Here is a 14,553-nt window from a genome sequence, read left to right as displayed (position 1 = left end):
TAAGCAGCTCATGTGAGTTCCGGGCTCGGCTATTCGGCTGTTCACTCAATACAACGAGATGGTCGGCACTCAATGGTCTGGGCGGTGAAGAGCGGCGAACCGCGCTATGTCGCAAGGGTTTCCGAGTAAGATCCATAAAGGGCATTGCTAGTTATTTCCACCGGGATGGACGCTGGGCGCGACCGGTGATGCTCGGTAGTCTTCGAGTTGGCGCGGAAACGGCGGAACCACCAGGGGGCGCTCATGACGACCGGCACCGCGGATCCCCCGTCATACAAGGAAAGTTCCTCCTCCGACAATGAGCCGCTGATTGGTATCGACAACCTCGCCACCCCGGACTGGGCGCTCGCCGGGCAGCGTGTCCTGTCCGCCGGGTGGTGGCAGGCGGTGCGTTCCCTGCCGGTCGCGATCGCGGTCGTGGTGAGACTGGCGTGGCGTACCGCACCCTGGTTGACCGTGCTGGCCGCCGTGGTGCATGTCGTGTCCGGGGGTGTGACCGCGTTCGGGCTGCTCGCGACGGCGAATGTGTTCGCCGCCTTGCTGAGCGAGGGGCCCACTCCGGCGCGGGTGCTGGATTCGTTGCCCGCGCTGATGGTGGTCGTCACGTCCTACGCGGCCAGGGCCGGGCTCGACTCCGCTGTCGCCGCCGTGGAGGGCACATTGCGCCCCCGGGTCGCGATGGCCGCGGACAACGAGGTCACCACGGCACTGGTGGGCGTACGGCTGCTGGCATTCGAGGACGCGGACTTCCGGGAACTCGCGCGCAAGGGCGAGCGGTTCGGGGTGCGCTCGATCGAGTCCAGCGTCAGCTGGATCGCGGACCTGCTGGCCTCCCTCGTCGCGCTCACCGCCGCGGTGGTCACGGCCGCGGTGCTCGACCCGTGGCTGGCGCCCACCCTGCTGCTCGCGGCGGTCGCGGACGGGTGGGCGGCGGCGAGGGTCGCGAAGCTGCGCTACCGGCACTTCCTGCGCGTGGTCACCCGCGACCTCCGCAAGAACGTCATCGAGGAAGCCGCCACCTCCCGAACCCTCGCGCTCGAACGGCACGCGCTGACCCTGCAGCAACCCCTGCTCGGCGAGTACCGGCGCATCGCCGCGAGTCTCGTGCACGACGAAGTCCGTCTCGCATACCGCAGTACCCTCGTGCGCCTCGTGGGCCGCGCCGCCGCCGGAGTGGGCACCGGCGCCGCCTACCTCGTGGTGGGTTTCCTGCTCTACACCGGGGAGCTTCCCCTGGCGCTGGCCGGGACAGCGGCGCTGGCCATGCGCACCTCCGCGACCGCGTTGTCGAACACCATGAACGCGATCAACCTCCTTTACGAGAATTCTTTCTACATCGACATCTATCTCCGCCTGCTCGGCGAGGCACGCCGCCGCCAGCAGGCCCGCTCGGCCATCACCGCACCGGCCAGTCCACGGCGGATCCGCCTGGAGGGCGTCTCCTTCACCTACCCCGGACAGGACAAGCCGGTCCTGGAGAACGTGACCATCACCCTCCACCGAGGCGAGATCGTCGCCCTGGTCGGCGAAAACGGCTCGGGCAAGAGCACCCTGGCCAAGATTCTCACCGGCCTCTACCCGCCCACCGAGGGCGCCGTCTTCTGGGACGACACCGATCTCGCCACCGCCGATCCCGCCTCGATCCACTCCCGCATCGCGGTGATCGCCCAGGATCCGGCCCGGTGGCCCATGACGGCGTACCGCAACATCACCGTCGGGCGCCTCGACCGCCGTGATCCCGCCCACCGGGCGTGGCACGCCGCGGTTTCCCAGTCCGGAGCCGACGAGGTGCTCGCCGCCCTGCCGGACGGTGAGCACACCCTGTTGTCGCGGCATTTCAGTACCGCGCAGGACCTTTCCGGCGGACAATGGCAGCGCCTCGGCATCGCCCGCGGACTCTACCGCGACGCGCCCGTCCTCGTCGCCGACGAACCCACCGCCGCCCTCGACGCCAAGGCCGAGGCCCGCGTCTTCCGCGCGCTCGGGAACGCGGCCACCCACGGCGAGGACCGCATCACGGTCATGATCACCCATCGCCTCGCCAACATCAGGACGGCCGACCGCATCCTCGTCCTCGACCGGGGCAGGCTCGTCGAACACGGCACCCACGAACAACTCCTCGCCGGCACCGGCCCCTATCAGGAGCTCTACCGGATCCAGGCCGGGGCCTACCGGGCCGGCAGCCCGGAAGCCTGAGGCGCCGCCGCACGGCTCCTTCGCCCAACCGAGGTGATTCCGGGACGGACGGCGCGGGCAGCGGCGTGAACAGGGTAGCGGCGGCGGCCGGCAAAGGGGGGACCAGCGGCAGCACCGGTCGCCACGGCCAGGAAGGTACTCCTGTGCGCGAAGAGGAAGGAGGGATTGCTGTGCAGGCACCCCACTGGCCGGAAAAGCCGCCGATACCGAGCTTGTTGTCTACATAGGAACAGCGAAAGGAACGAGAATCCTGACGCGTCGGGTGACCGCCCGGGGGCGGGTGAGCACTCACCCGGCGGGGGTGGATTTTGCGAAGCCGGAACGCGTTACCGAAACGGCGACTCCGCCCACGCTGGGTGAACACCCGAGGGCAAAACCATGGTGGTGCAAGGAAAACAGGCAAAAATCCGTGATCGATACCCGGGAAAGCACGGCAGAGCGCGAGAGGCTACCCGAGTAAAGTCCACTGTGGCCATGACTGAGATCCCGTTGTGATGTCTTGGAAATTTCTTGGATAACGCGAATTTTCCCAAGATGCACGGGCTGTTCTTCCGGTCGTAGCATTGAAGCAGCCGCTGGGAGAGCAGTGAGGGGAGCTCGTACATGGTTTCCACCGAAGCGCCGCTGGAGCGCGCTGGTGGCTCGATCAGAAGACCGAGGGCTACCGGTCGTCCCCATCTGCCGCAGGCGCTGGCCATCGCCGCGCCGGCGGCGCGCCCCCATCTCGCGGCACTGGCCGGAACCGGGGCACTGGCACTGCTGGGGGCCGGAGCGACCCTTATTCTCCCGTGGCCGCTGGCGCTGGCCGTCGACCACGCCATCGGCCGAAGACAGTCGACCGGACTGCTGGCCTGGATGAACGATCTGTCGCCGGAGACCGTGCTCGTGCTCGCGGGGGTGGCTTTGGTCCTCATCACCACCCTATCCGGACTACTGGCTTTCGGCAGCACGGCACTGGGCGAACGGTCGGCGGAGGGCATCGGTGCCCGGCTGCGCCAAACCATGTTCGAGCACACGATGGATCTGTCGTTGCGCTGGCACGACCGGATGCCCCACGGGGAACTCCTGTCCCGGATGACCAGCGACATCACCCGCATGCTCGATGCGGTCATCGCGGTGGCGACCATTCTACTGCCCGAAACCGTGATTCTCGTGGTCGTGCTGGTCGTCCTCACCGCCTTCGACCCAAGACTCGCGCTGATCGGGCTCGCGGTGGTGCCGCTGCTGGCCCTGCTCGCCGAGCGCCAGCGCCGCCGCGTGCGCGCCGCCCAGCAGGATGCCCGTGAGGAAGCGGGAAACCTGTTCGCCGCGACTGGCGATCTGCTCCGCAACGTTCGCGCGGTTCAGGCCTTCGGCCGGAGTGAGAAGGCCAGGAAACTGTTCGGCAGGAGCAACGAACGGGTGCGCAAGGCCGAGGTGCGGGCGGCCATCGTGTCGGCCCGGTGGAGCCCGATCGCCGAGATCGTGCTGGCTCTCGGATCGGGTCTGGTACTGATCATCGGCGGCGGGTACGTGCTCCACGGTTCGCTCAGCACGGGTGACCTGCTCGTGGTGCTGGCCTACCTGGGCGAGCTGTACTCGCCGGTGCGCAGCCTGACCCGGCTGTCGTCGATCCTCGCCAAGGCGGGGGCGAGTGCCCGGCGCGTGCAGGAAGTACTGTCGGCCTCCGATGCCGTCGTCGATGCACCGAGGGCGCGTCCGGTTCCCGAGCGGATCCAGGAGGTCCGGTTCGACGGCGTCGGTTTCTCCTACGAGCAGGGCCATCCCGTGCTGCGCGACTTCGACCTCTGCCTGTCGGCAGGGGAAACGGTGTGCCTGCTGGGGCCGAGCGGGGCGGGCAAGAGCACCATCCTGCATCTGCTGCTGCGGCTCTACGACGTCGATGCGGGCGCCGTCCGCCTGGACGGACTCGACGTCAGGGACTGCGAACGGCACAGCCTCCGGCAGCGCATCGCGTTCGTGCCGCAGGATCCGTGGCTGTTCGACGCCAGTGTCGCCGAGAACATCGCCTTCGGCGCGCTAGAGGCCACCCGGGACGAGGTAGAGGAGGCCGGACGGCTGGCACTGGTCGACGAGTTCGTGCATGATTTGCCGCAGGGGTACGACACCCCGCTCGGCGAAGACGGCGTCCGGCTGTCGGGCGGGCAGCGCCGTCGCGTGGCGCTCGCCAGGGCGGCCGTGTCGCAGGCGCCCATCGTCCTGCTGGACGAGCCGACCGCATCCCTCGACCCCGTTTCGTCCGCCACCGTCGTCCAGGCGATCCGCACCGCCACGCTCCGGCGCACCGTGCTGATCGTGACCCACGACGAGAACCTGGCGGCGATCGCAGACCGCGTCGTCCATTTGTCCAAACTGGACGACGTTACAGACCATGCGAAGAAGGGAGGTGAACAGAATGCAGCGTATCAAGCAACCGATCTCGTACGATAGGTGTGACGACTGGTGTGGCTACGGTCACCGGCGTCGCCACAGGCGTCGCAGCTGGCGCCGGTACAGCCGTTGGGGCTGGTGATCCATCGCCTGGTGGCCCGTCCACGGACGGGCCACCAGGTGTTTTTCTTTCGGGGAGGCAAGGATGAGTTCGACGGAAATCGACGAGGACGGCGAACCCGTCTGGTCCTGCCAGGAGGGCAGTGAACTTCCCGGGCGCCATCTCGCGCTGGAGCGCCTGGGGCTGGGGCACCGGTACGAAACCTGGCTGGTGTGGTCGGTCCGGCTGTGGTGCCCGGCGGTGCTGAAGCTGCCGCGCCCCCACGAGGTGGAGCGCCTCTCGACCCGGGAAGCGCTCGAGCGCGAAGTGCGCGCGCTGTCCGGAATCGTCCACCCGGGACTGCCGCGGCTGATCGACGACGGGACTGCGGAATCCTTGCCCTACATAGTGATCGAGTATATCGACGGTCCGGCGCTCGACGAGTGCATCGAGGACGACGGGCCGCTGCAGCCGATGGAGGCTGCCCTGCTCGGGGTGCAACTGTTGTCCGCGGTCGCGGCCCTGCACACCAGAGGTCTGGTGCACCTCGACCTGAAACCGGCGAACATCCTGCTCAGCGACGGCAAGCCGATCCTGGTGGACTTCGGCTTCGCTTACCCCATCGGTTCGCCGCAGCGAAAGGGCTTTCCGTCCGGCACCGAAGGCTATTCCGCGCCGGAACAGGTTGCGTGCCAACCCGTTTCGACGGCCATGGACGTCTACGGTGTCGGTGCGGTCCTGCACGAATCGCTGACGGGGCATCCGCCGGGCGAGGGGGGAACCCGGATTCCTTCCATGCTCGAAGCATTTCTGGACCCCGACCCCGGTCGGCGACCGGACACCACGACGGCGGCACTCATGCTCGCGCGCCAGGTGCCGCCGCAGCACCGGCCCTGGCCCGAATGGGCCGACCGCTATCTGACCGCACCCGAGACCGCCTTGGCCGGTCCGGCCGATTTCCCGAAAGGCCCCATGCTCGGCCGCTGACCGTACTACCGTGGCGCGGTGATCAGACGTAGACAGATCCTGCGTTCCCTGCTCGCCGCTCCGGTCGGTGCCGCCGTACTCGCGGCGACGGAGGGGACGGCGAGCGCCGACACCTGGACCACTCTCAATCCCGCGACCTCGTGGGGGACCTGGGAAGGCTGGGGTACCTCCCTGTGCTGGTGGGCCAAGGCATTCGGTGACCGCAGCGACCTCGCGGACCTCTTCTTCACCCGTGGCACCGTCGCCTACCAGGGGCAGTCACTGCCCGGGCTGGGCCTGAACATCGTGCGGTACAACGCCGGGGCCACCGACACCACGCCGATCGGCGGCGAGACCATGCAGCGTTCCCCGAACGTCGGCGACGCCCGCCTGATCGAAGGCTACTGGCACAACTGGTACAGCGCCGACCCCTCGTCGGACAGCTGGAACTGGTACGCCGACACCAACCAGCGGAACATGATGTGGGCGGCGCGCGATCGCGGGGTGAACCAGTTCGAGCTGTTCTCGAACTCGCCGATGTGGTGGATGTGCAACAACCACAACCCCTCCGGCGCCGACGACGGCGGTGACAACCTGCAGAGCTGGAACCACCAGCAGCACGCCGTGTACCTGGCCACCATCGCCCGCTACGCCCACGACCACTGGGGTATCGACTTCTGTTCGGTGGAGCCGTTCAACGAGCCCGACGGCACGTGGTGGAAGTCCACCGGCACCCAGGAGGGCTGCCACTTCGAGGTGGCCACCCAGGTGCCGGTCATCAACTACCTGCGAGCCGAACTGAACAGCCGTGATCTGGGCTGGATGCCGGTGGCCGCCTCCGACTGCAACACCTACGACGCCGCGCTGAACACCTGGAACGGTTTCGACGCCACCACCCGCGGCAACGTCGGCCGGATCAACGTGCACGGCTACCAGGGCACCGGAGGCCGCCGGGACCTGCTCTACGACGCCGCGGCCGCGGCCGGGAAGAAGATCTGGAACTCCGAATACGGCGAGGACGACGGCAGCGGGCTGACGCTGGCCACCAACCTGAACCTGGACCTGCGCTGGCTCCACCCGAGTGCCTGGGTCTACTGGCAGGCCGTCGACGGCGGCGGCTGGGGACTGGTGCAGGAGACCGGGGGCCAGCCGGGGCCGGTCAACACCAAGTACTTCGTGCTGGCCCAGTACACCCGGCACATCCGCCCCGGCATGCTGCTGATCGACGGCGGGAACGGCAACACGGTCGCGGCCTACGACCCCGGCGCGCGCAAGCTGGTCATCGTGGCCACGAACTACGGCACCGGGCAGTGGATCGACTTCGACCTGTCCCGGTTCGGCGCGATCCCCGCCGACGGGGCCGCGGTCGACCGCTGGTGCACGAACACCGGCGGGGGTGACCTCTACGCCTATCACCAGGACACGGCCCTGCACGGGACCAGGTTCTGGTCCTGGTTCGCCCCGAACACCGTCCAGACCTTCGAGGTCAACGGCGTCTCCCTCTGACGGCGCGGAAAAAGTTCGCCGCGGGATTCAACAACCGGAGGGGTCCGGCGCGTTCTTCCGGACGCAAGAGCAACCGGAAAGAAGGGAGCGGGCGTGCCGGACCGCTTCGAGCAGTTCGTCGCCGACCGCCTGGACCGGCTCCTGCGCTACGCCACGGTACTGACCTGCGATCCCCACCTCGCGCAGGACATCGTGCAGGACGTGCTGGTGCGGGCGCAGGATCGCTGGTCGAGGATCGGGGCCCTCGCGGCACCGGAACCGTATGTGCGGCGCATGGTGACGAACGAGTACCTGTCCTGGCGCCGCCGCCGTGCGGCCCGCACCGTCACGCTGACGCACGGTGCACTGGACGAAATCGGCACTCCGGTCGCGGATCACGCGAACGCCCACGCGGAGCGGGACGCGATGCGACAGCGCATCGCGTCCCTGCCGCGCAAGCAGCGTGCCGCGATCGTGCTGCGGTACTACGAGGACTGCACCGACGCCGAGATCGGCGAGGCGCTCGGCTGCACCACCGGCACCGTGCGCAGCCATATTTCCCGCGCGCTCAAGGCCTTGCGGGCCGCCGAGCCGAGCCCGCCCGTCAGGGAGACGCTGTGATGGACTACGACCCCACCGAAACGCTCATCCGCCGGGTGCTGGCCGAGGAGGCGGACCGGGCACCCGATCCGCGGCCCGTGCTGGCCGAACTGCACCGGCGGCGTGCCCGCCCGTCCGGCCGCCGCACACTGGCCCTCATGGTCACGGCCGCGGCCGTGGTGGTGGCCGCGGTGATCGCCGTGGTGGTCGTGGTGCCGCACGGTCGCGGCGACGGCACGGCCGAGACGGCGGCGGCACCGCCCGGCGACCAGAACATCCTGCTGATCGGGACCGACGAGTGGGACAACGCCGATTCCCTCGTGCTGGTGCACCTGGGGCGCGACGGTTCGGCTTCGGCGGTGTCGGTGCCGCGGGACAGCTATGTGAACGTTCCGGGCCACGGGATGGACAAACTGGTCACCGCCCAGGCGAGCGGCGGTACCGAGAGCACGGTCCGGACCGTGCAGGAGCTCACGGGCGTGCACATCGACCACTACGCGGTCGTGTCCCTGTCCGCCTTCGACAGCCTGAGCACGGCGCTCGGCGGGGTGCCGGTCTGTCTCCGTGCGGCCACTTCGGACCGGTTTTCCGGTGCTTCGCTACAGGCCGGGCAGCAGACCCTGACCGGGCCCGCGGCGCTCGCCTTCCTCCGCCAGCGGCACGGCCTGCCCAACGGCGACCTGGACCGGATCGTGCGGTTGCAGGTGTTCCTGCGGTCCCTGGGCCGGGAGTTGGCGCGCAGTGGCAAACTGGCCGACCCGCAGGTCCTCGCCACGGTCCGGCACAGTGTGCGGGTCGACCCAGGCTGGGACCTGGCGGCAGCGGCCGGGCAGTTGCGGGCCGTGCACGGGGACGGGCTGCGGATCGCGACCGTGCCGGTGGGCAGTTTCGCCCGCACGCCGCAGGGGATGGACGCGGTGGTGGTGGATCCCGCGCAGGTGCGGGCGTTCGTCGGGAGTTTCTTCGGGGGCGGGCCCTCGGCATCCACGGAGCAGGCCGCACCGACGTCGACGTCCGGGAACGGGAGCGGGAACGATCTGCCCTGCGTGAACTGAAGTCCGCGGAAGGTCAGAGCTTGTAACCGATCCGGCGCAGCAGTGCCCGGCGGTCCTGCTGGTCCTGTTCGGTCTCCACGCCCAGCGGAGGTCCGCCGTCGACGACGCCGACGATGCCGCGGCCGAGCTCGGTCTCGGCGACGAGGACCTGGACCGGGTTGGCGGTGGCACAGAAGATCCCGCACACCTCGGGCACCTGCTTGAGGGCGTTGAGCACGTTGACGGGGAAGCCCTCGCGAAGGAACACGAGGAACGAGTGTCCCGCGCCGATCCGCCGGGCGTTGGCGACGGCCAGGTCCACCAGTTCGGGATCGTTCCCGGAGTGCCGGATCAGGCGGGGGCCGGAGGCCTCGCAGAACGCGAGCCCGAACCGCAGGCGGGGGACGGTACCGGCGAGCGCCTCGTGCACGTCCTCGACCGTCTTGATGAAATGGGTCTGCCCGAGGACCAGGTTGAGGTCCTCGGGCTTTTCCACGGTCACCGCACTCAGTTCCATCGCGGATCCGAGCGTCACGCAGACGCCCCCGGGGCGGCAACCTCCGCCCGGGGTGAGTCGCTACCAGGTGACCGGAAGCGCGTGCACCCCGTAGATGACCATGTCGTCGCGCAGGGGCACGTCCCCCGGCGCGACGGCGAGCCGCAGGTCCGGGAAGCGGCGGAACAGCGCGGGAAAGGCGACGCGAAGTTCGTTCCGGGCCAGTTGCTGCCCGAGGCACTGGTGGACGCCGTGGCCGAAGGCGAGGTGCCCGGCCGCGTGGCGGGTCAGGTCCAGGCGGCCGGGATCGGGGAAACGCCGCGGATCCCGGTTGCCGCCGGGCAGGGAGAGGGTGACGGTTTCGCCCGCGCGCACCCGTTCGCCTTCGAGGTCGACGTCCTGAAGCGCGGTCCTGGCGGTACTGGGCACGATCGGGAGGTAGCGCAGGAGTTCCTCGACCGCGTCTTCCGCGGTCTCCCCGGCGGTGATCGCCTCGCGCTGCCCGGGGTCGAGCAGCAGCGCGAAGGTGCCGAGGGCGAGCACGTTCGCCGTGGTGCCGAGCCCGGCGCCGAGGAGCTGGATGGTGATGTTGGTCAGTTCCTCGTCGGTGAGCCGGGCGTCGCGGTCGGCGGCGAGCCCGCTGACGAGGTCGTCCGCCGGTGCGGACCGCTTGTGCCGCACCAGTTCGCCGAGGTACTCCGAGATGGAGGTGAGGAAGCGCTGGCGTTCCTCCGCCGTGGTGTCCCGCCGGGCGGCCACGGCGACCTGCCTCGCGAACTCCTCGCGGTAGGCGGTGGGAACGCCCAGCAGTTCGCAGATCACCTGGGCCGGGATCGGCGCCGTGTAGGCCTCGACGAGGTCGGCGGGAGGACCGGCGGCGGCCATCCGGTCGAGGTGGGCTTCGGCGATCTCTTCGATGTGCGCGGCGAGTGCCCGCATCCGGCGCACGGTGAACTGGCCGGTGAGCAGCCGCCGGTACCGGGTGTGCGCCGGGGGATCCATGCCGATGAACATTCCGGGCGCGGCGGGAGGAACCTCCCCGACCTCGCCGAATTCGGAGTTCCGCAGCTCCTGCCGGGCGCTGAAGCGCGGGTCGGCGAGCACGGCCCGGATCGTGGCGTGCCGGGTGACCAGCCAGCCGGGCCGGCCGTCGGGGTAGCGCACGCGCGCGACGGGCCGTTCCGGGAGCAGGTCGAGGATTTCCCGCGGCGGGTCGAACGGGGCCGAGCGGGTCAACGGGTAGGTCAGCGGCTCGTCCATGTCCCGACGCTATCCCGACTCCGGTGCGGCTGCCCGGGAACGCGACGGGCACCCGGCGCGGTGATCCACAGTGGACCTCGCCTCAGACGAGCCCGAGCTCCTGGGCCCGTAGGAGCGCGTCCTTCCGGCTGGACACCCCGAGCTTGCGGTAGATGCTCTGCACCTGGGTCCGCACGGTAGCGGCGGAAACCACGAGCCGGGCGGCGATGTCCGGGGTGGTGTCGCCGGTGGCGAGTTCGGTGAGCACGGCCCCCTCACGCGCGGTCAGCTCGACGAGCGTGACCTGCTCGGGATAGACCCCGCCCGCGGTCGCCAGCCTTGCCGCCGCGTCGCCGGAGAGGGGGATGCGCGCCAGCCGGAGCAGTTCCTCCCGCTCGGCGGGCGGGATGGTCGCCAGCGAAAGGACTTCGTGGGGTGAGCGGAGCGCGGGCAGTGCCGCGAGCAGGCCCGCCGCCTCCTCGGTGCGCCCGGCCCGCACGGACGCGACGGCCTTGATCAGCAGCAGTTGCCGCGTGTCCCGCGGTACCGCGCGCCTCGTCCACAGGCCTTGTGACGCCAGTGCGCTCGCGGCTTCGTGGTCGCCCGCGAGCAGCCGCAGCCGGGCGGCGGGCACCGCCAGCCACGGGACGGGGCCGGCCTCGGTGATGACGCGCAACGCACGGTTCGCTTCGCCGAGTGCGATCAGCAGATCGGCCTCGGCGCGGAGCAGGACCTGCCGTGCCGCCCCCTGCCCGGTGAGCGCGGGGGCGTGGCTGAGCCGGATCGCGGACAGGTGCGCCAGCGCCCGTGCCCGGGCCGGGCCGCCGGTGTGCAGCCCCCGCGCCGCCACCAGTGCGGCGATGAACGGCCACACTTCGAACGATTCGGTGCCGTCGCCGGTCGCTTCGACGATCCGGTCGAGCCGGGTGAAGTCGTAACGGTCGAGTGCGTCCCATCCCCGCGCGATGGTGGCGCCCACTTCGAGCAGCGTCGAGGCCCAGCGGGGCGAGGGCGGGTACGACTTGTGCTCGTCGAGCCATTTGCCCGCCGTCTCGTGGTGACCGAGATGGGCGAAGACCATCGCGAGGTTCGCGGTGGCGTTGGTCCCGGCGAAATAGGCCGTCGGTTCGGCCCGTGCCTGTTCGTGCGCCAGGCGGTACTGTTCCGCGGCCCCGTCGAAATCGGCCTGCAGGGAGCGGGTGAGGCCGCGTTGCACGGCCAGCCAGCCGGGCCGGGGAGCCGGTTCGACCGCGGGCAGCGGGTGCAGCACGGCCAGCCGTTCGGCCAGTCGCTGCCCGTGGGCCTCCGCCTCCTCGAACCGCCCCTGCCCCCGGAGGGTGATCATCGCGAGGGTGCCGATGAGGATCAGGTTGGCTGGGCTCGATTCCCGCTCCGGATCGAGGCTTCCGGCGAGGCGCGTGCCGAGTTCCATGTACTGGCGCAGGAACGGCCTGCGCTCCCGGGAGTCGTGGTCGACCATCGCGTGGTAGCAGATCACCCAGGCCACGAGCAGCCTCGGCCGCGCCGCGAACTCCGCTTCCGGCACCTCTTCCAGCAGGGCGACCATCGCGCTCTCGTGCCCTTCCGGCAGCGCGAGCCAGTACTCGTCGCACAACGTCGCCAGGCCGTCCCAGTCCTTCCGGTCGACCAGTTCCCTGGCCCGGGTCACGGGGGTGCCCGGAACGGGGCGGGCAGCTTCCATGATCCACAGTGTGCTGCGGCGCGGGCCGCTCGCCGGGGATTTCCGCCGCGTGCCGCGCCCGTCGGCGATGACGAACCGGTCACGTCCGGGTTCGGCCGTGCTGGATGTCCAGGTTGAAGTCGGTGTGCCCGAACGAGCGGCTGAGCCGGTGACGAAGCGGAACGAGCATTTCGGTGGAGCGGGCGCCGGTGATGTCTCCGAGGTCGACGATGCCGTCCGGCGGCCAGCCGAGTTCGCGCAGCAGCCCGGTGACGACGCGTTTGGCGTGACCGTTGTTGCCGGCGAGGAAGACGACGTGATGGCCGGGGACCCGGGTGGGGTGGATCATCACCGCGGGGCTGACCGTGTTGAGGGTCTTGACGACGTGGGTGCGGGGGAGCAGTAGCTGGAGCCGCTCGCCCAGGCTGAGCTCGTTGACCGGTTCCAGCACCGGCGGGTCACTGTCGATCGTGGCCACGGGATTGGCGACGTCGACGAGCACCTTGTTTTCCAGCGCCGTGCGCAACTCGCCGAGGGCGTGCGGCGAGGCCGCTCCCGCGATCGCGTTGACCACCACCGTGGCGTCCGTGACCGCCTCCGCGTAGCCTGCGACCTTCCCGTGGGAGCCCGCGGAGCGGGCCCAGCGCTGGGCCCGGTCGCCGCCGGGATCGCGGCTGCCCAGGACCACGCGATGGTGCAGGCCCGCGAAACGGGTCGCCAGGGTCCGCCCGACGATTCCCGTGCCCAGCACCGCGATCCGCACCGTAGCTCCTCTCCGCCGACTGGACTGGTCCTTTCGTCTTACCGACCGGGCCCGGGCCCGATCAAGAGCCCGGTGCATGAATCGGTTGATGAAACTCTTCCCACCGCGCTCCCCGCATCACCTGATCGAGCTCCCGCGTCATGGTGGGCCCGGAGGTCCGGTCTTGAAGAGTGTGCACGGTGGACTGTGCACATGCGACAGGCGGATAAGTGCTAGGGAGCGCGTGTGTCCTCGATGAGTAACGTGGTGGAGTTGCCCGTGGCGGGCCGTAGGGTCGAGGCGGGGGACCGGGTTCCCCGGGTGCTGCGGGTGGCCTATTTCGGGCGGCTCGACCTCGTCGCCCGGGGTGTCGAGGCGGTCGTCACCGCCGATCCCTGGCTGTGCTGGCTGGGGCAGGTGCAGGACGAGGAACCGCTGCACCTGCTGGCCTCGGTGAGCTTCCCCGACGTGCTGATCGTCGAGCAGGCCGCCGACCCGGGCTACTCGGTCTGCCGTTCGCTGCGGGTCTCGGCGCCGCGGGCTTCCGTGGTCGTACTGGCGGACCGGGTGACGGCCACCGTGCCCGGGGTCGACCGGTTCGTCGCGTTGTCCGCCGGTGCGCTCCGGCTCGTGGGCGCCCTGCACGCCTGTGCCGGGCAGGAGTTCGCCACCGGGGTGCCCGGGCCGCCGCGGGAGGAGCGTTCCGTCGCGCTGACCGACCGGGAGGTCGAGGTGCTTTCCCTGATGGCGGCGGGAAACCGGACGGAGGCGATCGCCGCGGCGCTGTCCATCTCCCCGAACACGGTGAAGAAGCGCGCCCACCGCCTGTTCCTCAAGTTGCAGGTCCGGGACCGCGCCCACGCCGTGGCCAAGGGCTACGAGTACGGGGTGCTGCCGGTGGTCCGCCCTCGCGATTCCTGGCCCGCGTGACGGGGCCGGGGCATCCGGGAAGGCAGGGTGCCTCAAGGGAGTGGCCGTGGGCCGGCGAGGTGACCGGCCCTCAGTGCCAGTGCCACCGCATGCGCCCGCGAGCGGGCTCCCAGTCTCTTCTTGAGGCCGCGCAGGACGGACTGGACGTCGGCGGAGGAAACTCCCAGTTTCCTCGCGGTCTCCGCGGCCGTCCGGCCGTCCGCCGCGTGGCTCAGCACGGCCTCCTCGAGATCGGTCAGCGCGACCGGTGGCGGTGCGGCGGGCAGGCGCCGCCGTACCGCTTCGAGCGCTTCGGCCGCTTCCGTGCTCACGGCGAGCGTCCCCGCCATCGTCGCGGGCTGGGTGGCGCAGGTCAGGACTCCCGTCGTGGTGCTGGCGAGTTCGGGCCACAGGTCCGGGTGGATGTCGTCTTCGCCGTGCAGCAGCAGGAAGATCGCGGCCGCGGGCAGGGCGCGCCGGGCGGCAAGGCAGGACGACAGGGGCTTGGCGGACCGCCAGTCGATCACGACGATGTCCGGCCGCGGTATTTCGACGGCGGCACGGAACCCGCTGTTCGCGGTGCCGAGCCAGCGCAGGCGGGCCGAGGCGGCGCACACCGCCTCCAGGAAGGCCCGGTGATCGGGCCGGTTTCCGGCGTAGCGGAGCCCCCGGGTGTCGACGGCGGGCTGCGGGGGGCTGGCGATTTCCCTGATCATGCGGGCCTCGGATGCGGGT

General features: G+C 70.2%; 12 protein-coding genes. 7 read left to right on the top strand and 5 right to left on the bottom strand.

Features of this window, described 5'->3' with window-relative positions:
* Positions 1-243 precede the first annotated feature (243 nt).
* The 6 genes from FNH05_RS06645 (at position 244) to FNH05_RS06620 (ending at position 8,772) form a co-directional block, all read left to right on the top strand.
* Entirely contained in the window at positions 244-2,196 is a 1,953-nt protein-coding gene (locus tag FNH05_RS06645) for an ABC transporter ATP-binding protein (RefSeq protein WP_144586392.1), read from the top strand.
* Positions 2,197-2,799: 603 nt separating this feature from the next.
* On the top strand, positions 2,800-4,626 hold the full coding sequence (locus FNH05_RS06640; RefSeq protein WP_144586391.1) for an ABC transporter ATP-binding protein: 1,827 nt from the start codon (positions 2,800-2,802) through the stop codon (positions 4,624-4,626).
* Positions 4,627-4,771: 145 nt separating this feature from the next.
* Positions 4,772-5,653, top strand: a complete 882-nt coding sequence (locus FNH05_RS06635) for a serine/threonine-protein kinase (protein ID WP_144586390.1) — start codon at positions 4,772-4,774, stop codon at positions 5,651-5,653.
* Between the two features lie 18 nt (positions 5,654-5,671).
* Positions 5,672-7,138 (top strand): glycoside hydrolase, encoded by a 1,467-nt coding sequence (locus FNH05_RS06630; protein WP_144586389.1) that lies wholly within the window; start codon positions 5,672-5,674, stop codon positions 7,136-7,138.
* Positions 7,139-7,231: 93 nt separating this feature from the next.
* Positions 7,232-7,738: a SigE family RNA polymerase sigma factor gene (locus FNH05_RS06625; RefSeq protein WP_144586388.1), complete on the top strand. Its 507-nt coding sequence runs from the start codon at positions 7,232-7,234 to the stop codon at positions 7,736-7,738.
* A complete protein-coding gene (locus FNH05_RS06620; RefSeq protein WP_144586387.1) occupies positions 7,738-8,772 on the top strand; it encodes an LCP family protein in 1,035 nt (344 codons plus the stop codon). The genes FNH05_RS06625 and FNH05_RS06620 overlap by 1 nt, the downstream gene beginning before the upstream one ends.
* A 13-nt stretch (positions 8,773-8,785) precedes the next feature.
* Here FNH05_RS06620 and FNH05_RS06615 read toward each other — a convergent pair whose 3' ends face one another.
* The 4 genes from FNH05_RS06615 to FNH05_RS06600 all read right to left on the bottom strand — a co-directional run bounded on the left by FNH05_RS06615 (position 8,786) and on the right by FNH05_RS06600 (position 12,930).
* Positions 8,786-9,286, bottom strand: a complete 501-nt coding sequence (locus tag FNH05_RS06615) for an adenosine-specific kinase (protein WP_222426543.1) — start codon at positions 9,284-9,286, stop codon at positions 8,786-8,788.
* A 42-nt stretch (positions 9,287-9,328) separates the two neighbouring features.
* Positions 9,329-10,507, bottom strand: a complete 1,179-nt coding sequence (locus FNH05_RS06610) for a cytochrome P450 (protein ID WP_144586386.1) — start codon at positions 10,505-10,507, stop codon at positions 9,329-9,331.
* A gap of 82 nt (positions 10,508-10,589) precedes the next feature.
* Positions 10,590-12,188: a helix-turn-helix transcriptional regulator gene (locus tag FNH05_RS06605; protein WP_144586385.1), complete on the bottom strand. Its 1,599-nt coding sequence runs from the start codon at positions 12,186-12,188 to the stop codon at positions 10,590-10,592.
* A gap of 79 nt (positions 12,189-12,267) precedes the next feature.
* Complete coding sequence (locus FNH05_RS06600; RefSeq protein ID WP_144586384.1) at positions 12,268-12,930, bottom strand: NADPH-dependent F420 reductase; 663 nt, start codon at positions 12,928-12,930, stop codon at positions 12,268-12,270.
* A gap of 234 nt (positions 12,931-13,164) precedes the next feature.
* Between FNH05_RS06600 and FNH05_RS38790 the strand changes: the two genes are divergently transcribed.
* A complete protein-coding gene (locus tag FNH05_RS38790) occupies positions 13,165-13,839 on the top strand; it encodes a helix-turn-helix transcriptional regulator (RefSeq protein WP_222426542.1) in 675 nt (224 codons plus the stop codon).
* 32 nt (positions 13,840-13,871) lie between these two features.
* On the opposite strand, the gene FNH05_RS06590 is transcribed toward FNH05_RS38790, so the two are convergent.
* Positions 13,872-14,553 (bottom strand): response regulator transcription factor (locus FNH05_RS06590; RefSeq protein WP_222426541.1); only part of this gene is annotated, 682 nt, incomplete at its 5' end.

The organism is Amycolatopsis rhizosphaerae (assembly GCF_007713715.1).
GTDB lineage: Bacteria > Actinomycetota > Actinomycetes > Mycobacteriales > Pseudonocardiaceae > Amycolatopsis_E > Amycolatopsis_E rhizosphaerae.
The sequence above is the reverse complement of the archived record's forward strand: the minus strand, read 5'-3'. Positions and strand labels throughout refer to the sequence as shown.